The sequence below is a fragment of the Kitasatospora sp. NPDC101108 genome (genome assembly GCF_055584725.1).
In genome coordinates this window covers 188,163-205,807 of record NZ_JBVJLM010000004.1, presented here as the reverse complement: position 1 = coordinate 205,807, position 17,645 = coordinate 188,163, and the positions used below count along the sequence as shown (strand labels likewise).

20 protein-coding genes and 1 pseudogene are annotated in these 17,645 nt (G+C 72.1%); 14 read left to right on the top strand and 7 right to left on the bottom strand.

Going from position 1 to position 17,645, the window contains the following annotated elements; genetic code table 11:
• Positions 1–346: 346 nt before the first annotated feature.
• The gene (locus tag ACZ6Z8_RS11800; protein ID WP_465608634.1) at positions 347–1,030 is read right to left on the bottom strand and encodes a DUF4386 domain-containing protein; all 684 of its coding nucleotides are present in this window, start codon (positions 1,028–1,030) and stop codon (positions 347–349) included.
• A 169-nt stretch (positions 1,031–1,199) separates the two neighbouring features.
• Between ACZ6Z8_RS11800 and ACZ6Z8_RS11795 the strand changes: the two genes are divergently transcribed.
• The 4 genes and pseudogenes from ACZ6Z8_RS11795 to ACZ6Z8_RS11780 all read left to right on the top strand — a co-directional run bounded on the left by ACZ6Z8_RS11795 (position 1,200) and on the right by ACZ6Z8_RS11780 (position 3,527).
• Positions 1,200–1,910 carry a TetR/AcrR family transcriptional regulator C-terminal domain-containing protein gene (locus ACZ6Z8_RS11795; protein ID WP_465608632.1) on the top strand — a complete coding sequence of 237 codons (711 nt, stop codon included), beginning with the start codon at positions 1,200–1,202 and terminating at the stop codon, positions 1,908–1,910.
• Between the two features lie 156 nt (positions 1,911–2,066).
• A pseudogene (locus ACZ6Z8_RS11790) lies at positions 2,067–2,597 on the top strand (AfsR/SARP family transcriptional regulator); the annotation flags it as partial.
• Between the two features lie 35 nt (positions 2,598–2,632).
• Positions 2,633–3,052: a DUF8189 domain-containing protein gene (locus ACZ6Z8_RS11785; RefSeq protein WP_465608630.1), complete on the top strand. Its 420-nt coding sequence runs from the start codon at positions 2,633–2,635 to the stop codon at positions 3,050–3,052.
• A gap of 199 nt (positions 3,053–3,251) precedes the next feature.
• The gene (locus ACZ6Z8_RS11780; RefSeq protein ID WP_465608628.1) at positions 3,252–3,527 is read left to right on the top strand and encodes an HU family DNA-binding protein; all 276 of its coding nucleotides are present in this window, start codon (positions 3,252–3,254) and stop codon (positions 3,525–3,527) included.
• A gap of 113 nt (positions 3,528–3,640) precedes the next feature.
• Here ACZ6Z8_RS11780 and ACZ6Z8_RS11775 read toward each other — a convergent pair whose 3' ends face one another.
• Entirely contained in the window at positions 3,641–4,282 is a 642-nt protein-coding gene (locus ACZ6Z8_RS11775; RefSeq protein WP_465608626.1) for a hypothetical protein, read from the bottom strand.
• 309 nt (positions 4,283–4,591) lie between these two features.
• Here ACZ6Z8_RS11775 and ACZ6Z8_RS11770 point away from each other — a divergent pair, with 309 nt between their 5' ends.
• Complete coding sequence (locus ACZ6Z8_RS11770) at positions 4,592–5,845, top strand: low temperature requirement protein A (RefSeq protein ID WP_465608624.1); 1,254 nt, start codon at positions 4,592–4,594, stop codon at positions 5,843–5,845.
• Between the two features lie 139 nt (positions 5,846–5,984).
• Here ACZ6Z8_RS11770 and ACZ6Z8_RS11765 read toward each other — a convergent pair whose 3' ends face one another.
• Complete coding sequence (locus ACZ6Z8_RS11765; RefSeq protein WP_465608623.1) at positions 5,985–6,815, bottom strand: oxidoreductase; 831 nt, start codon at positions 6,813–6,815, stop codon at positions 5,985–5,987.
• Between the two features lie 184 nt (positions 6,816–6,999).
• On the opposite strand from ACZ6Z8_RS11765, the gene ACZ6Z8_RS11760 reads away from it, so the two are divergent.
• From ACZ6Z8_RS11760 to ACZ6Z8_RS11750, 3 genes are all read left to right on the top strand, one after another.
• Entirely contained in the window at positions 7,000–8,004 is a 1,005-nt protein-coding gene (locus ACZ6Z8_RS11760) for an AraC family transcriptional regulator ligand-binding domain-containing protein (RefSeq protein WP_465608621.1), read from the top strand.
• Between the two features lie 549 nt (positions 8,005–8,553).
• The gene (locus tag ACZ6Z8_RS11755) at positions 8,554–9,015 is read left to right on the top strand and encodes a hypothetical protein (protein WP_465608620.1); all 462 of its coding nucleotides are present in this window, start codon (positions 8,554–8,556) and stop codon (positions 9,013–9,015) included.
• A 1,404-nt stretch (positions 9,016–10,419) separates the two neighbouring features.
• Positions 10,420–10,797, top strand: coding sequence for an STAS domain-containing protein (locus ACZ6Z8_RS11750; protein ID WP_465608618.1), 378 nt, complete (start codon positions 10,420–10,422; stop codon positions 10,795–10,797).
• A gap of 155 nt (positions 10,798–10,952) precedes the next feature.
• On the opposite strand, the gene ACZ6Z8_RS11745 is transcribed toward ACZ6Z8_RS11750, so the two are convergent.
• Positions 10,953–11,216 (bottom strand): hypothetical protein, encoded by a 264-nt coding sequence (locus ACZ6Z8_RS11745; protein WP_465609150.1) that lies wholly within the window; start codon positions 11,214–11,216, stop codon positions 10,953–10,955.
• 177 nt (positions 11,217–11,393) lie between these two features.
• Here ACZ6Z8_RS11745 and ACZ6Z8_RS11740 point away from each other — a divergent pair, with 177 nt between their 5' ends.
• The 3 genes from ACZ6Z8_RS11740 (at position 11,394) to ACZ6Z8_RS11730 (ending at position 13,373) form a co-directional block, all read left to right on the top strand.
• Positions 11,394–11,912, top strand: a complete 519-nt coding sequence (locus ACZ6Z8_RS11740; RefSeq protein ID WP_465608617.1) for a MarR family winged helix-turn-helix transcriptional regulator — start codon at positions 11,394–11,396, stop codon at positions 11,910–11,912.
• Between the two features lie 119 nt (positions 11,913–12,031).
• On the top strand, positions 12,032–12,475 hold the full coding sequence (locus tag ACZ6Z8_RS11735) for a hypothetical protein (RefSeq protein ID WP_465608615.1): 444 nt from the start codon (positions 12,032–12,034) through the stop codon (positions 12,473–12,475).
• Positions 12,476–12,506: 31 nt separating this feature from the next.
• Positions 12,507–13,373 (top strand): NmrA family NAD(P)-binding protein, encoded by an 867-nt coding sequence (locus tag ACZ6Z8_RS11730; protein WP_465608613.1) that lies wholly within the window; start codon positions 12,507–12,509, stop codon positions 13,371–13,373.
• Positions 13,374–13,461: 88 nt separating this feature from the next.
• On the opposite strand, the gene ACZ6Z8_RS11725 is transcribed toward ACZ6Z8_RS11730, so the two are convergent.
• Positions 13,462–13,584: a hypothetical protein gene (locus ACZ6Z8_RS11725; protein WP_465608611.1), complete on the bottom strand. Its 123-nt coding sequence runs from the start codon at positions 13,582–13,584 to the stop codon at positions 13,462–13,464.
• Between the two features lie 70 nt (positions 13,585–13,654).
• The gene (locus ACZ6Z8_RS11720) at positions 13,655–13,780 is read right to left on the bottom strand and encodes a hypothetical protein (RefSeq protein ID WP_465608610.1); all 126 of its coding nucleotides are present in this window, start codon (positions 13,778–13,780) and stop codon (positions 13,655–13,657) included.
• Positions 13,781–14,450: 670 nt separating this feature from the next.
• Here ACZ6Z8_RS11720 and ACZ6Z8_RS11715 point away from each other — a divergent pair.
• Both ACZ6Z8_RS11715 and ACZ6Z8_RS11710 read left to right on the top strand, forming a co-directional pair.
• Positions 14,451–15,317, top strand: coding sequence for a hypothetical protein (locus tag ACZ6Z8_RS11715; protein ID WP_465608608.1), 867 nt, complete (start codon positions 14,451–14,453; stop codon positions 15,315–15,317).
• Between the two features lie 150 nt (positions 15,318–15,467).
• Positions 15,468–15,740, top strand: a complete 273-nt coding sequence (locus tag ACZ6Z8_RS11710) for a hypothetical protein (protein WP_465608607.1) — start codon at positions 15,468–15,470, stop codon at positions 15,738–15,740.
• A gap of 39 nt (positions 15,741–15,779) precedes the next feature.
• On the opposite strand, the gene ACZ6Z8_RS11705 is transcribed toward ACZ6Z8_RS11710, so the two are convergent.
• A complete protein-coding gene (locus tag ACZ6Z8_RS11705) occupies positions 15,780–16,043 on the bottom strand; it encodes a hypothetical protein (RefSeq protein ID WP_465608605.1) in 264 nt (87 codons plus the stop codon).
• Between the two features lie 747 nt (positions 16,044–16,790).
• On the opposite strand from ACZ6Z8_RS11705, the gene ACZ6Z8_RS11700 reads away from it, so the two are divergent.
• Entirely contained in the window at positions 16,791–17,522 is a 732-nt protein-coding gene (locus ACZ6Z8_RS11700; RefSeq protein WP_465608603.1) for a DedA family protein, read from the top strand.
• The last annotated feature ends 123 nt before the right edge of the window (positions 17,523–17,645 follow it).

Here is a 17,645-nt window from a genome sequence, read left to right as displayed (position 1 = left end):
GTCGAGCGCGGTCTCGGCCGACGGCTCGCAGCCCCAGGCGGCCGACGGCTCGCAGCCCCAGGGCCCTCCCCCGCACCGCCGAGGGAACGTCAGCTGCGCGGCCGAGAGTGACCTTCACCCCCGGTCCGGAGCGGCCGCGCTCCGGGTGCAGCGCGGCTCGCCGTCGGGGCCGAGGAGCAGAAGCGTCACAGCAGGAAGTTCAGTCGCTCCGGGAAGCGACGGCGCGCCGAGCGGGTCGCCGGCAGTCGGAGGCTGATCAGCGCCCTGGCCTGGTTCTGGCGTTCAGCGCGCCTCGTCGTCCCCGTCCACCGCCGGCGACAGTTGAACACGCGAGCCCACGAGCCCGTCAGCGGCGCTCACTGCCCGCCGGCGAAGGGGTGGTGGTGGCGTCGATCGCGCCGGCAGAAGGTTTGAATCCCCTGGTGATGAGCCAGATGGCCAGGGTCAACTCCCAGGCGAACACCGGGATCGCGGTGAGCGATCCCACCCCCGAGACCTGCGGGTAGAGGCCGAACAACTCGGCTATCGCGGAGGCGAAGATCAGCGGGCCGCCGATCAGCCCCAGCACGGCGATGAAGCGCGGCACGAGCTGCGAGCGGTACATCAGACAGGCCATCACCACCGTGTTGGCTCCGCAGACGAAGTTGGGCCCGAGCAGGAATGTCCAGTCATGGACGGCGACCAGCGCTCTGCCTGTGACGAGGAGCGAGGCCGGATCCGCACCCTGCGGCGGACTCTGACGAAGCGTCACGACCGCGAGGAGGCTGACAATGCCGACGGTGATGACGGCGGCCTCCAGGGTGCGAAGGGCGACGTAACCGACGGCGAGGCCTTCGCTGTGCCGCCGGGCGACGGGGAACAGCGTGAACGCGGTGCCGACGATCGCGATGGCGAGAACCACCTCGAACAGGGCGCCCAGAAGCACCCGGGTGTCCGCGCCGCGGCCGGCGATGTAGTCGGCGTTGTGCAGCACCGGGCCGTACAGGATGAGCCCGCCGATCGAGGTGACGTGGGTGACGAGGTAGCACACGCCCGCCGCTGTCGCGAGCTTCCTTGGTGAGGCCACCGGGACTCCTTGGGTGAGGTGGAACGCGCCACTCAGGTGTACGCCGTACACCTGTGCGCCAAGGTAGGGTGTACCGCGTACACCTGTCAAGGATGGATCGGCGACGACCGGTCGAACGGGAGGTGGTCAGCAGATGGCCCAGCAGACAGCGGCGGCACGCCGGACGCCCCTCAACCGGGAGCGTGTGCTGCGTGCCGCCGTCGCACTCGCCGACCGCGCCGGCATCGAGGCGTTGAGCATGCGCAGCCTGGCGCACGAGCTGGACGTCGTGCCGATGGCGCTCTACAAGCATGTGGCCAACAAGGAGCAGCTCCTCGACGGCATGGTGGATGTCATCGTCGGCGAGATCGAGCCCCCGGCCGCCGACACGGACTGGAAGAGCGCGATCCGCCGTCGCATCCTCTCGGCACGACGAGCACTACTGCGCCATCTCTGGGCCTCGCGCGTCATCGAGTCCCGAACCAGCCCGACCCCCGGCGTACTCGACTACCTGAACTCGGTCATCGGCATGTTCCGGGCCGGGGGGCTGTCCGCCGACCTCACCCACCACGCGATGCATGCCCTGGGAAGCCGCGTCTGGGGGTTCACCCAGGAACTGTTCCCGGCCTCGCCGAGCCCGGCTCCGGCCGACGCCGACCCGCAGGCGCAGGCGGCCCTGCTCGGTGAGATGGCCGCCCGGTACCCGCACATCGTCGAGATCGTGCTGGCTCGCCCGCACGACAGCGAATCGGTCGTGGGCCAGGGCTGTGACGACCAGTTCGAGTTCGAGTTCGCCCTGGACCTCCTGCTGGACGGCTTCGAACGACTCCACCGGCAGGGCTGGACGTCCGCCGAGCGACTCTGACGCGCCGGCAGTATCTGCCGGTTGGAGTGCAACAGTCCTCCCCCCACCGCTCTGATGCCGCCGGCACACCTCGGCCGGTGCCAGGCCGGTCCTCCCGTATAGCATCCGCCTTTGCCGCCCGCTGGGCGGTTCGTACGGTGTGTGCTGGGGGGATGCATGCAGTTCAGTTTGCTCGGCCCGTTGGCTGTCAGGCAGGACGGGCGGGTGCTCGCGCTGGGTGGTGCCAAGCGGCGCGCGCTGCTGGCCGCGTTGGCGTTCCAGGCCAATCGCGTGGTGTCCCAACGCGACCTGCAGGACGCCCTCTGGGGTGAGGAGCCGCCCGCGACCGCAGCCGACTCGCTGCGCAACCACCTGGCGCGGCTCCGGTCGACGCTGGGCGCCGAAGGGCCGTCACGGCTGACATCCACACCCAGGGGCGTGTTGCTTCGTGTGGCCGAGGGGGAGTCGGACGTCCAGGAGTTCGCCGATCTGACAGCTCAGGCCCAGGACGCCCGAACCAGGCGCGACTGGCGGACCGTCAGTCAGCGGACCGGGGCCGCGCTGGCGCTGTGGCGGGGCGAGCCGCTGTCGGACCTGCCGGTACTCCATGGGCTGGCCGCGGAGGTGCGGGACCTGGGCCAGGGCCGTCTCCAGACGCTGGAATGGCACTTCGAGGCCGAGCTGCACCTGGGGCGGCACGCCGAAACGGCGCCCTCGGCCCCGCGCCGGCCGGTCCGATCACGGTGGGCAAGAACGCCGACGGCCGGCTGGAGATCTTCTACGACCAGGGCGGCACGGCGCAGGTGGCGACGCAGTACGTGCAGTCCGACGGCACCTGGACGACCTCGCCCAGCCCGATGGGCGGACCGGTCAGCGCGGAGGGCGTGTCCGTGGTCACCGGTGGCGACGGCCGGATGACGGTGGCCACCCGCAACGGCGGTGGCGGGGTCAGCACGACCTCGCAGACCGCGGCCGACACGGGCTTCGCGAGCACCTGGCCGGATCTCGGAAACGTGATCGTCGGAGCGCCTTCGGTCACCCTCGACGGCGCCGACCGCGAGACGGTCCTGGCCCTCGGTCGCGACGCCGCTCTGCACGTCAGCAGGCAGACCGCGGCCGGGACGGACAAGCCGTTCGGCGCTTGGCAGTTGGCCGGCAACTGACCTGCCGCGGCGCGGCCGCGCGGGCAGGCCGGCGGCCGTCCGTGACAGCCGGCAGGGCCGGAAAACGGTGACCGCGATCAGCGCGGCGCGCCGGTGTCCTCTTCGACGGCACGGCGCGCCGCTTCGTCTTGCTGACCGGTCTGCCCGGAGCATCTGGCAGCATGCGGTGGGACCAGTACCGTGATCGAAAGCAGGCACGATGAACCGCACCGAACTCGTGGCAGCCATCTCCGAGCGGGTCGGCCTTCCCAAGAAGGACGCCGACGCCGTCCTCTCGGCGTTCGCGGAGATCGCCGGAGAGATCGTCTTCAAAGGCGACGAGAAGCTGCTGATCCCCGGCTTCCTGACGCTGGAGCGCACCCACCGCGCTGCCCGTAAGGCCCGCAACCCGCAGACCGGGGAGCCGATCGAGATTCCGGCCGGCTACAGCGTCAAGGCCACGGCCGGCTCCAAGCTCAAGGAAGCCGTGAAGTAGCGGCAGCCGCGGCCCGGGTGCCCAGAAGGCCCCGGGCCGCGGTCGGCGGAATCCCGCACTGCGCCGGATCGAGGCAGAACATGCGGATCCCGGGGCGGCGCCGCCGATCCGGGTCAGTTGCGGAGCAGGACCCAGGAGCCCAGGCCCGCGCAGCCCGCACGGTTGTAGGTGCCCAGGTGGTAGCCGGCCGGGACCGTGTTGCCGGGGCAGATCGACAGCCCGGGCGCAGCCAGCTGCTGGAACCAGGAGCCGATGCCGCGGCAACCGGTGCTGGAGTGGCCGGTCATGACGTACCCGGCCGGGATCGGCGAGCCCGCGCAGGTCCAGACGCCGTCCGTGACCACTCGCATGAGCCAGGCGTCCCCGAGACAGGTGTTGCTGCTGGGGTTGTGGTCGGTGAGCACGTAGCCCGCCGGGATCGGCGAGCTGGCGCAGATCCACAGCGGGTCCTGCGGGGGCTGCACGTAGGAGCCGCCGGCTCCGCTGCAGCGGGTGGCGTCGTACGCGGTGATGACGTGGCCGGGCGGCACGGGCGTCCCCCGGCAGATCCAGCCGATGCCGGCCAGTTGGGCGGACGGGGCGGAGGAGGCGGAGGCAGCGGGTGGCACCGCGGCGGGCGCGGCGCTCGCCGTGCCCGCCGCGGTGCCGGTGAGGACGGCCGCCAGCAGCGCGACCACCCCCGCCACGGCGGCGAGCCGGCCCCCGAGGGCAGCCCAGGACGAACGGTCCAGCAGTCGGTGATGTCTTCTGATCACGTCACACCACTCCCATCAGCAGGTCCGTGCGGCACCGCACGACGGCCGTACGGTGCCGGATTGTGGAGCTGCCGCGACCCTAACCGGGGCCGACGCGGCCGATTTGTTCACGGCATGGACACATCACCATGTTGTCCGGAACTGCGCGTCGGATGCCCGCAATCCCGCCCTTGACGGGAGGAACCGGCCCCGCCCGCGCTCGCGGGAAGCCGGCCCCGTCGACTTCGCGGCGTGCCCGCCGCCGGCGGGACGGCACGGGCGTCACCATCGCTTCCCCCGTGTCCGGCCGCCTCGCGCAGGGAGACCCAGATGCCAGACCGTGAACCGAAGTCGCGCCCGGCCGGCCCGGCGGCTGTTCCCCTGGGAGCCGGGACCCGGCGGTGGCTCTTCCGTCCACCCCGGCGCCACGGCGAGGTCGACGCCGGGCGCAGCGTCAGCTTTCTGGAGCTGTTCTACGACCTCGTCTACGTGGTGCTGGTCGGTCAGGCGGCGCACGCGCTCGCGCAGGACGTCTCCTGGCGGGGTGCGGGGACGTTCGCGGTGGTGTTCGGGCTGGTGTGGATCGCGTGGCTGAACGGGTCGCTGTTCTACGAGATGCACGGCCGCGAGGACGGGCACACCCGCTCGCTGGTGTTCGTGCAGATGCTGCTGCTGGCGCTGATGGCGGTCTACACCGGCCACGCCGGTGGCGGGGACGGCCGCACCCTGGCGGTGCTGTACGCGGTGCTGCTGGCCCTGCTGGGCTACCAGTGGTTCTCGGTGTACCGGCAGGACCCGCCGGAGCTGCGTGCGACGCCCCGACGCTACCTGGCCGCCGTGGCCGCGGGCATCGTCGTGATCGCGGGGTCGGCTCCGATGTCGCCCGGCGGCCGGCTCGTCGCGTGGGCGGTGTTCGTGGTCGGGTGGTGCGCCGTGGCGTGCGCCGTCATCGCGGTGTGGCGCAGGGGACCGAGCTACGACGTCGTGACCGACCCGATGGTCGAGCGGTTCGGGCTGTTCATCATCATCGTCCTCGGCGAGGTCGTCATCGGCGTCGTGGACGGCCTGACCGGCACCGAACGCGGCACACGCGCGGCGGCTACGGGGCTGCTCGGGCTCACGATCGGCTTCGGCTTCTGGTGGAACCACGCCGACCTCGTGGCCGGGCGGAAGCCCCGCGAGACCGGCCGGAGCCTGGCGACGTGGATCTTCGCCCACCTCCCGCTGACCATGGCCGTGGCGGCCTCCGGCGCGGGCATGGTCGCACTCGTCGAACACGCCGCCGACCACCGCACACCCGTCCCGGTGAGCTGGCTGACCGCCGGGTCAGTGGCCGTCATGCTGCTCACCACCGTGATCCTCCTGCCCACCCTGACGGACTACCACCGCTACGCCCGCGCCTACCGGGCGGTGCGGGCCGCGCTCGTCCTGGCCGCCGCCGTCGCCCTCATCGCCGGATGGTCGCGCCCCGCCCCCTGGCTCCTCGCGCTCACCCTGGCGCTCCTCCTGCTGGCGACCTGGGTCTTCGCGTTCCTCCGATGGCTGCGCGAAGGCTCCCTGATCAACGAGCGGCCGACCGACTGACACCGATCGGCCCCGGGGCGGAACACGTAGGCGGTCGTGGGCAGCACCCGCAGGTCGTTCTCGGTGCGTGTCGAGGGAGCGGAGCAGCTGGGCACCGGGCCGCACGAAGGGCCGCTCGTGGCGGCCCTTTCCCGCGGCGTCAGCGCGGAAGGCCCATGGACCGGGAGATCAGGGTGTCGAAGGCGCGGTCGGGCAGCAGGCGCCGCAGGGCGATCAGGGGGCGGGCGCCGAAACCGGTGGCGTAGCGGGTCCTGGGCCGGCGGGCCGTGACGGCCTTGCCGATGGCGTCGGCGATCACGCTGGGCTGGGACATGCGCCTGGCCATCGTCTCGGAGCGCATCGAGGCCGCGACTGCGGTGGACAGGCCGGCATAGGCACCGCCGGCGGAGGACTTCTCCAACTGGTCGGCGGCGATGCCGGACCACTCGGTGGCGATGCCGCCGGGCTCGATGACGACGACGTCGATCCCGAACGGCTTGACCTCGACCCGCAGGCAGTCGCTGAGGCCCTCCAGGGCGAACTTGGAGCCGTGGTACCAGCCGCCGAGCGGAGTGTGGATCTTCCCGCCCATCGAGGTGACGTTGACGACCGTCCCGCTGCGCCGGGCCCGCATGTGGGGCAGGACGAGCTGGGTCAGGCGCACGGCACCGAAGACGTTGACGTCGAACTGGCGGCGCGCCTCCTCCTGCGGGACGTCCTCCAGCGCGCCGTACGAGCCGTACCCGGCGTTGTTGACCAGGACGTCGATGCGGCCGGTCTCGGCGATGACGCGCTCGACCCCGGCGCGCAGGGAGTCGTCGTCGGTGACGTCCATCTCCAGCGGGCGCACGCCGCGCTCGGCGAGCTTCTGGAGGCGGTCGGTGCGGCGGGCGGCTCCGTAGACGGTGTAGCCGAGGCCGATCAGCTTGAGGGCGGTCGCCTCGCCGATGCCGGAGGAGGCACCGGTCACGAGGGCGGTCTTGGTGGTCATGGGATCTCATCCTTGAAGGGGGGCGGAGTTCGTGGTGTCCACGGTAGGGGGCCGCCCCCGCCGGGGAACTAGCCGACAACGCCCTTCTTCTTGCCGTTCACGCCACCAGGCGGTGGCGTCTTCCGCATGCGCAACGGCGCGCGCGGCATGCCTCCCACCGACTACGGAGGCCTACCCTGAGGACATGGCCTCTGAGCGGTTCACCCTCGACCCGGGGACCCGTGCGCTCCTGCGCGACATCGGGATATCCCTCGCCCGGGTACTCCGGCGGGCGCAGCTGCCCGCCGGCGTCTTCGCGCACGGCCCGGTCACGATGACGACCGAGGAGTACTACCGGTTCTGGGACGCACTGGACGCCGAGGCGGCGGATCCCGCCCTCGCGGTGCGGATCGGACGGGCACTGTCCGTCGAGGCGTTCAACCCGCCGATCTTCGCAGCGCTGTGCAGCGCCGACCTGCGCACCGCGGCCGAGCGCATCGCCGCCTTCAAACCACTCATCGGCCCGGTCGAGCTGGACGTCACCGCCGGCGGGGCCGACGGGTTGACGATCGCCGTCCACTGGCCCGACGGCCCGCCTCCGCCACCGCTGCTGACCGGCGTCGAACTCGCCTTCTGGGCGGCCCTGGCCCGTATCGGCACCCGGCACGAGGTCCACCCGACCCGCGTCACCATGCGCCGGCCCCCGCAGCCCGCCCCCGAGACGACCGCCTACTTCGGCACGCCGATCCGTGAAGGGAGCACCGACTCCGTCACCTTCTCGCCCGAGGACGCCGTGCTGCCCTTCCTGACCGAGGACGAGTCGATGTGGACCTTCTTCGCGCCGGAACTGCGCCGCCGCCTCTCCGCACTCGAAGCGTCCGCCACCACGACCGACCGGGTGCGCGCCGCACTCCACGAACTGCTGCCCGCGGGCCGGCGCTCCATCAACGCCGTCGCCGCCCAGCTCCTGACCAGCCCCCGCACCCTCCAGCGACAACTCCAGACGGAGGGCACCAGCTACCAGGCCGTCCTCGGCGACACCCGCGAGAAGCTCGCCCGCCGCTACCTCGCCGACCGCTCCCTGCCCACCTCCCAGGTCGCCTACCTCCTCGCCTACGACGACACCAACTCCTTCTACCGCGCCTTCCGCCGCTGGACCGGAACCACCCCCGAAGCCGCCCGCACCGACACCCACCTCACCCACGCATGACGGCCGCCGACGGCCCCCATCCGCCCCGGGGGCATGCGCCTGCTGGTCTACCGCGCCGCGGACGAGGAGAGCCGCGCGTCCCTGGGCCGGCTGTGCGCGCGGTGACCGGGGCGAGAAGACTGACGGTTCACGGTTGGTTGCAAGAAGCCTGACCGATAGGTGCCAACAGGCGTGTCCCACGGACGTGTCCCACGGAAGGAACCACAGGCCGGGTGGGCCAGCCGGGCTGCGCGGCGGGACGCGCTGATCCCTTCGTCCGCCGGCCGGTACGGGTGGCGGACGAAGGGCGGCGGATCCGTCCCGGTGGCGCGGAGGCGGTTCATCCCGGGTTCAACGAGGCGACGCCCGGGGTGCGATGGGCGTTCGCCTGTCCAGGTGGGAACACGCCATCAAAGGCTTAGTTTTGGCCATAGCTATACTTCCAAGGCAAAAGTGGCATTCGCCCTTCGAATCATCTGCCAAAGTTCTTGTCGTGGCGCGAATGAAATATCACATGTGCCACATCATCAAAGTTCGCGAACGCCTCCCAGCTCTCGAAGGAAGAAGCCCATGAACCCCGTCTCGCGTATCGCGGCCGCCGCGACCGGTGCCGCCGCGCTCCTTGCCACCCCCGTTCCGGCGCTCGCCGACGCGCCGCAGGCCCCTGCCACCACCACAACCACCTGCGGCTGGTCCGGCCTGCAGGCCGGTCTGTCCACCAGGGTGTGCGCGGAGGTGACCGGCGACCGCGTCGTGGTGTACGGCCAGATCGGGCTGGCGGGCCCGCCCTCGCCGGGGACGCCGTGGCCGCCGGCACCGCAGCAACTGATCACCGGGCTGTCGGCGGAGACCAGCGGTGGGGGATCACTCGGCGCGGTGTCCGGGCGCACCGTGTTCACGGTCAGCACCGTGCGGGTGGACGGCATCGCTGCCACGGTGCCGTGCGGCTCGGTCGTGCACGCCTCCTTCGCGGTGTCGGGCGCCTATCGAGGTCCGGTCCCGGTCACCCTGGAACTGCCGGTGAACTGCTGACGCGCCTCGCGGCGGCCGAGCCCGGGAACCGGCAACGACCCGGGCTCGGTACTCGGCGAGCCGGAGCGCGCGCTGCCCACCCTGGACGCCACGACGGACGCCGCCGTGGCGTCCGGACGCGCCGCCCGGACGCCCGATCAGCGGTGTGCGAGCCGCCCCACGCCGCCCTTGACACCGGCTGGCCCGCAGGCCGCCGCGGCCGTGCCGTCGGCCGGATCACCTCACTGCCTGAGGAAAGTGCTGCCCTGGCCGGTGGCTGGTTGGGTCGGCCCAGGGGCCCAACTCCAAGGCGTAGCAGTGAGATCGGCATGGAAGGGTCCGGGCAGTGACCGGCGCGACCTTGACGGTGTGCGTAGCCCCCGATCGGCAGCGCATCCGCAGCTGCCGTCCCGTCAGCGACCAGGCCCATTGTCACCATGTATCCAGGAGAGAGCGTCACGGTCGAGCCCGGGGTTCACGGCTTCTCGCAGGCGTCCTGTCCCAGCGGAACGGTCGCGACCCGGCCCGTTCAACGGCCACCACCGGCCACCCGACCTCCCTTACCCCTGTAGGGCCGACCGAGGGCTACCAGCCGTCCCGCCTGGGCAGCATCCGCGTCGTACAGCACCAGTGGGACCACGCGTCGCTACGGTGATCGAATGAAACCACCGAGGTCTGAGCGCTGGTCCCAACCGCCAGCAGCACGCCGGCGTCCCCGGTGGTTCACCCGGCGGTTGACAATCGCGGCGGGTCTTGCGTTCCTGGCCGCCCTCCTGTTGGCCATCGGGCTCACTCTGCTCGCGCACGAGGCCGTGGTTCCAGAACCAGGCGGTACGCCAACGGCGTCTCCGGCACCCACCGCTCCGACACCCGCTACGCCGGCACCCACCGGCCAGGCATCGCCATCAGGCGCCGAATCAGTACCCGCTCAGTCGCCTCCGGCATCGGCACCTGCGGCACCGACGAATCAGACCAGCCAGATCGCGGGGCTCGTCACGGCGGTCGGTGGGCTCCTGTCCGGCGTGGCCGCCATGGTCACAGCGGTGGTCGCTCTGGTCACCCTGCGGCGGACACAAGGAGTCGCGCCCGCCCGAGAACGCCGCCGGCGGCCCGGGAAGTAGAACGAACAGGAACTGATCTTGCCCTGGGACGCAAGCGCCGCCTGTGCCTCGGCGTCCACGGTGTACACCTCCCGCCGCTTGAGCGACTGCGCCGGGTGCCCGGAAACGAGGGGCCGCTGCCGAGCGTGTTGGCGCGTAGGGCCGGGCCGTACGCCCCGCACCGGTCGGCACGACGGGCTCCGCTTCCGGGGTGCCCGGCCGGAAGCGTTTTCGCTTTCCGGGCTGCGGGAGGACACTCGAAGGGCCCACGGTCGATGCAGAACCACCGCCACGGCGACGTTCCGATGCCGGAAGGAGCACGGACATGCCGACCACGCTGACCACCCGCCGCTGCCCGGCACCTGCGGGCACCCGTGTCCTCGCGCTGGCCGGACAGGCCGACTTGGACACCGCCCCCGTCCTCGCCGCAGCCCTCGACGGCGCCCTGACCGACCCGCCCCTGCCGCGGACGCTGGTGATCGACTGCTCGGCCCTGGGCTTCTGCTCCTCCTCCGGCCTCAACGAACTCCTGCGCGCCCGCCTCGCCGCCACCGGGGCCGGTATCGCCTTCCGCCTGGCCGCGCCCAGCTTCCAGGTGGCCCGCCTGCTGGACATCACCGACACCGACACCGTCTTCGACGTCCTGCCCGCCCGGCCCCTGCCCTGCGCCGACGAGGCCGACTTCGCGGAAGGACGCGCATGACCACTCCCGGCGCCCGCCACCCCGGACCGGCACGCGGGAGCATGCCCGCGTAGGCCCAGGCCCTCGCCGCACAGGCCGAACGGCCGACCCGCGACGGACCCCCGGAACGCTTCGGCGCCAGGACGGCGGAGCGGGCCGCGACCGGGTCGGCGACGTCATCGGGGCCGGCACCCGACCGTGCTCGCGGCGGCGCCCCGTCCGGCTTGCGGACGAGACCGACCGCACCGACCGCACGCCCACGGCCTCAGCCCAGGACCCGCCGCAGATAGGCGAACCGGGCGGTGATGGCGAGCCGGAAGACCGGCCGCCTGCGGTGCCGCCTCGTGCCGCTCGCCCGGCCACATGTGCAGCTCCACCGGCGCCCCGGCTTGGGCGAGCCGCATCGCGTACGTCAGCGCCTCGCCCCGGAAGGTCTCCACCTGGCCCACGTCGATGAAGGCCGGCGGCAGCCGCGGAGGTCCACGGCCCGCGCGGGCGCCGCGCACGGTGACACGTCCGGGCCGCCGGCCGGGCCCCGGCTGCTCGGCGGAACCGGCCGGCGGACGGCCTCACGGAAGACGTTTGACAGGAAACTGATTAGGCGCCATATTACTTGCATGGCACAGCAGGACGCGGCGCACGGCGCCCCCAGTCTCGACCAGGCCCGCCGGCAGATCGCCCGGTACGGCCTCACGGCCGATCCGCAGGCGGTCCTGGTGGCGGCGCGGCTCATGGCCGCGGGTGCCCGGCTCGGCCAGGCGGGGGAAGCGCACTTCGCGCGATTCGGCCTGTCCACCGGGCGCTACCGGCTACTGGCCGACCTGGAGGACCACGGCGGCGAGAAGTCGCCCTCCCAGCTGGCCGCCAGTCTCGGCGTCTCGCGGGCGACCGTGACCGGGTTGGTCGACGGCCTGGAGCGCGAGGGTCTGGTCGCCCGCCGCCCGGCGGTCGAGGACGGGCGGGGCAACGTGGTCATCCTGACCGCGCGCGGTGCCCAGCGTCTGCGCGACCTGGCCCCCGAGCACTACCGGCGGATGCAGGCGATGGTCGGCGGACTCTCGCCCGAGGAGCGGGCGGTGTTCCTCGGCCTGCTCGCCAGGCTGGTCGACGGCATGGACGCGCTGACCGCCGACTGAGGCACGCCCCACGGCGGGTCGGCACGCTTCTCCCGGGTGCCGCCCGCCGCCTTTTTCACGGCCATAAAGTTAGGCGCCTAAGCATTAATAGTTAGCTACCTAATCACTTTGGAGGACCCATGCCCACGAAATCCCGATCAGCCGGCCCACCACGCCCGTTCGTCCTGTGGCGCGAGGTGCTGGTCGCCTACGCCATGCCGGCCGTCATGGCCGCGGCCGGCGGAGTGGCCAGCGGTCAGCCGCAGCTGGTGATCGCGGCGCTCACCACCATCGCCGGCACGTCGGCCGTGGTCGCCGGCGCCCTCGGCGCCAGATTGCGGCGCCGTCCGGACGACTCCTGGGCGGCCCGCGCGCCACGCCTGCTGCTGGCGGCCGGGGCGGGACTCGGTGCCGCCGTGCTCGCGTCCCTGCTCGGCTGGGCGGGCGCACGCTGGCTGCCGGACGTTCCGGCGCTGGCCGGCAGCCCCTGGCCCGCCCGGCTCCGCCTCGACCTGCCGATCTCCGCCACCATCGCCGCGACCATGATCACCTGGCGCTGGCGCGGCACCCGCCGTCACCCCTGACGAACCCCCACCCATCCGAGAGGAACACGACATGATCGTCATCATGGGAGCATCCGGTGCCACCGGCGGTGCCACCCTGCGCAGTCTGACCGGCCTCGGCGTTCCGGCACGGGCGCTCAGCCGCGACCCGGACCGCCTGCTCGGAGGCCTGGACGGGCGCACCCGCCACCTCGTGGAGGCGGTGCCCGCCGACGCGGGCGACCCCGTATCCCTGCGCGCGGCGTTCCACGGCGCGAGGCAGCTCTTCCTCACCATGGCCAACGGCCCCCACCAGGTCGAGCACGAGCTGCGCGTCGTCGACCAGGCGCTGGCGGCAGGCATCGACCACATCGTCAAGGTGTCCGCCCCGGCCGCCGAACCGGACTCTCCCGTCGCCGTCTCGCGCGGCCACCACCGCATCGAGCGGTACCTGCGGGCATCCGGCGTCACCGCGACGGTCCTGCGGCCCTACGCGTTCATGCAGAAGCTGCTCCTACTGGCGCCCGGCGTCGCCCACGCCGGCCTGGTACACGGAGCGATGGGCGACGCGCCCTGCAACTACATCGACTGCCGCGACATCGGCGACGCGGCGGCAGCCGTCCTCACCCGCCCCGAACTCGCCGGCGGCACGTACCCGCTGACCGGTGGAAGGGCGTACAGCTACCCCGAACTCACCTCGTTGCTGAGTGAGTTGATCGGCCGACCGGTCAACTACCTCGACCTGCCGCCGGCCCTGTTCCACGCGCACCTGGTGGAGCGGGCCGGGATGCCCACCTGGCTGGCCGCCCATGTGGTGGAGATCCAGCAGCTCGCGGTGCTCCGCCCGGAGAGCCCGGACGACACCACCACCCGGCTGACCGGGCGTGCGCCGCGCACCCTGGAGGCGTTCCTGCGCGAACACCTCGACGCCTTCCGCTGAGCCCGGACGCGTGCGGCCCAGGCCGGGCGGGGGCGGGAACCGGACGCTGCTCCGGTCCCCGCCCCCGCCCGTCCGCCGAGGCTCCGGGTCAGCCGGGCAGCCGGCCGGTGAGCAGGAACGCGGTGAACGGGTCACGCACCCGGGGATCGGCGAAGTCCACGCCGTGGCCGGCCGCGTCGAGGAGACCGGACCGCTGATCACGACCGCCCACCGCCCGCTCGCGATGCCGATTTCCTCCGCGCCCACGACGGCACGGCACGACCGCGGGTGACCTGCTCCAGTCACTGCAGGACCTGGGTCCAGCGCTGGGCGGGGCCGGCGAGGTCGTGTGCGGGGTCGGCGAGCAGGTGCGAACCGTGGCTGGCGCCGGCGCCGGGGGTCACCCTGAGCGCGGCAGCGTCCAACACGCTGGTGAGGGCCGGGCGGTGACCCGGGTCGGCCTGCCCCGACGCATAGCTCGCCGACCGGCCGCGGTGAGCCGCCTGACCCTTTCGTCGTGCTTCGCGCTCTCTACCGACCTGGTCGTCCGGGACCACGGGGCTGTTGGCCTTCGCGTTCGGGGGACTCGGGGGCGAGCCTTCGGGTGGCCGTTCGTGTGCGGCGCTAATGTCCTCGCAGGCTGAGAGGGGTGCGCATGCGAGGGCGCGGATTCGAACGGACCAGGGTGGTTGCGGCTTTGTTGGGGCTGGGGCTGGCGTTGACCGGATGTGGGACGAGTTCGAGCCCGGCCCACCAGCAGACCACCTCGGCCTCCCCCAACGGCGGGGGCGGCGGAGGGGGCAACTTCTCACCGTCCGCCTCGGCCTCGCCGAGCGGCGCGGGCGGCGGCGGAGGGGGCGGCGGAGGGGGCGAGCTCTCACCGTCCGCCTCGGCCTCGCCGAGCGGTGGGGGCGGTGGGAGCGAGTTCTCACCGCTGCAATCACCCAGCACGAAGACCAATTCGCACACCCCCGGAAATGGCCTCACCCCGTCCACGGCTTACCCGCCCCCCAACTGCCCGTCCCCGTCTCCGGGCCACTTGACGTGCCCCACGACCGCCAGCCCCCCGGAAGGCAGCGGACCGTCGTCCCACACCCCGTGACCAAGCCGCCCGTCCGGAAGCCGGGCACCACCGACCAGGCTGCGACGCCGGCAGGGCTCCTCAAGGCGGTGGCCGCCCAGGCATCCTTCGTCGCGGCGCTGATGTTCTACGCCGGCGTGCTCTATGACAGCGCTTACTACGGCTACTTCCACCTCTCGCCGATCTCCATCGGGTTCACCTTCCCCGAGCTGGTGATCCAAAGCCTGCGACTGCTGGCCCTTCCGCTGCTCATCCTGCTCTCCGTCACCCTGCTCGTGTTACAGGTCCCGGACCTGCTGCCCCGACTGCCGAGGCCCACGCAGCGGATCGCTCACAGCTCGCTCAACGCCATCGCACGTCGGCACGTCATGGTGCTGCTGCTCGGCGTGCTCCTGCTGCTCGCCTGGCGGCCGCTCCAACTGCGCGGCTGGGGCTGGGTCGCCCCGACCACCATCGCGGTCGGGCTCGTGCTCGGCCAGACCAGGTCCGCCAACGGCGGCCACCGGCCCAAGGGGATGCTTCGCCACGCCGTCCCGGTGTTCGCGGCAGGCCTCTTCCTGCTCTGGGCAGTCGCCCTGATTGCGGCCCGGATCGGCCACAGCGACGCCGAGGCCGACGCCCGCACCATCGAGGATCGGACGGCAGTGGTGGTATTCAGCACCAAGAGCCTCAAGCTCAGCCCCCACCGATCACTCCACGAGCAGTGCCTTGGCGCTGAGATCGACACCCTCTACCACTGTCGGTACGAGGGACTGCGCCTGCTGGTCACGCGTGGAGGCCGCTACGACCTGCTCCCACTGGACTGGCAGCACGACTACGACCCGGTCTACGTCCTCCAGGAAAGCGCCGACCTCCGCGTCGAACTGCTACCGGGTACCCGGTAGCCCCCATTGGAGGGGCCGACTTCGGGTGCGGACCGGGCTGTTCAATCGCTACGGGTGGACCGTGGGCCACGACGCGGGCGCATGTAGCATCGCGACGAGCAAATTGAGGGGTCTGCACGGCGGGCGTCTCCTCGACGAGGACGGAACGGCGTGCACATGAATCGTCACCAGCTTCTGGCGGCCCTGCGGGAAGCCGGGGTCCCCGATCGCTGGTACGGCATAAACACCCGGGATCTGAAGTCCTTCGTGTTCATCCCGGAATCGGTGCCGGTGCTGACCCAGGCGCTCGACGGCCTCTGGTACATCGAGTGCTTCGAGCGCGGTGAGCAGCGCGATCTCGCGGTCTTCGACGCCGAGGATGAGGCCTGCGCCTACCTGTACGAGTGCGTCATGAGCACCTGGGACCACCACCGGCCCCGGTGACCGAGCCGGGTTTGGTTGCGGCTGGCCCTTTCTGTCGGATCAGTGGGCGGACCAGATGTAGATGCCGGCGATCTGGAGTCCGGCTCGGTAGACGGTGGCGGTCTGCTCGTAGCGCGTGGCCAGGCCGCGCCAGTTCTTCAGGCGCTTGATGCAGCGTTCGCGGGTCAGAGGAGGGGTGGAGAGCGCGCGGACGGCGATCAGTACCGCTGAGAAGCTGAATGAGCCCGGTGATGCGGGGCAGGCGTTGCGTACCAGAGCCGAATGCCGATGATTCCTGGAGGCGTGAATGATGCCCGTATCCATGGTCCTGCTGGTGGTCCCGATCGCGCTCTCGATGGTCCTGATGGCGACCGCTCCCTCGTCCGCCCGTCATGGTCGCCGATTGCGAGCCGCCATCGTCCGACCCGACCGGGTCCGCGGGCCGCGCCACGCCCGGACCTCGCGCTGAAACGCCCGGCTCAGACGGAGTCGGGGTGCCGGTGCGCGATCGGATGGGTGGAGCGAGCGCCGGGTTTGCCGGGCGGCGCTCGGCGGGCACCGCATATCACCAGCCGGGATGCGGGTTCTTCGGGGGGAGCCACGTCACCGCGGGGTCCGTCGCGTGCTGGATCGCGCAGATGCGCCGTGGTCTGCGCGCCGGCCCGGGGGGTCGGTTGCGGCCCCCCGCGGCCCGGTCGCCCTCGGGCTTCGCCCACCACGGGGCCGGTGGGCGCTACGACGCGGTGCGGGTCTTCACCTGGGCATGGGCGGCGGCAGGGCCTTTGGCCAGAACCCACAGACACTGTTGGCCGCGGCCTTCCCGACTCCGCTCGCCCGGTCGGCAGCGGCGTGTGTCCGAACTGATCGGGCAAGCGCTGAGGCACGATGTCCGGCCACGATTCTCTGGGAGCCTTTCGTAGTGACCATGACCATGACCATGAGTGTGCCGCTGGTGTCGGTGGGGCTCGCGGCGCCGCTGGCCCTTCACGCGCCTGGGCGGACGTGCGGGTGGCGTCTGGCTGGCGGCCGGAGTGCGGCTGGAAGCCCGCGGGTGGAAGCGGCGGGCCGGCGGTGAGCGCCGGTCCCGGTCTGCCGGGGGCCCTGGCGCATCTCGAGCCGTTGCTGGACCGGGGCGGGTACGCCGCCCTGGCACTGCTGGTGGGCCTGGACAACGCACTCGTGCCGGTCCCCGGGCAGACGGTGCTGATTGTGGCCGCGGTGTATGCGGGCAGCGGCCGGATGAATGTGGTGGTCGTCGCTCTGGTCGCCTGGGCAGCCGCCACCGCGGGCGCTGAAGGTGCCTACCTGCTCGGTCTCCACCAGGGCAGTGCACTTGTCGAGCGCTTCGGGCGCTACGTGGGCCTCACCCCGCGGCGATACGAGCGCGCGGAGGACTTCTACCGCCGCCGCGGCCTGCCGATCGTCTTCGCCGCCCGGTTCTTCGACGTGCTGCGCCAGACCAACGGTCTGCTCGCCGGCGCCAATCGTCTGCCCCACACCCGCTTCTGCGCGGCCAACGTGGTGGGTGCTGCTGTCTGGACCGCAGTGTGGGCCGCGCTCGGCTACGGCGCCGGGACCGATATCGGCCCGCTCTATCACCAGGCCGTGCGCTACCAGCTCCTGCTCCTGCCCGCCGCGGCGCTGCTCGCTGGAGGATTCGGTCTCCACACACTGTGGCGACGACGCCGGCGGCGGGCGGTCGACGACCCCGCGACTTCGCGGCGCCCCGAACGCCGGGGGCGGGCAGCTGACGCCGGCAGTCGCCCCAGCGGCGGGCACCACCGTCACCCGGGTACCGGCTGACGGGCCGGCCGGTGCAGCCGGCCGCGCGGTCTTGCCAATGCAGGGTGCTTTGTGTGGCGGCCGGGCATGTCCAGGCCGTCGAGCGGTTATACGCCCTCCATGACTGATAGCCGACCCGCGGAT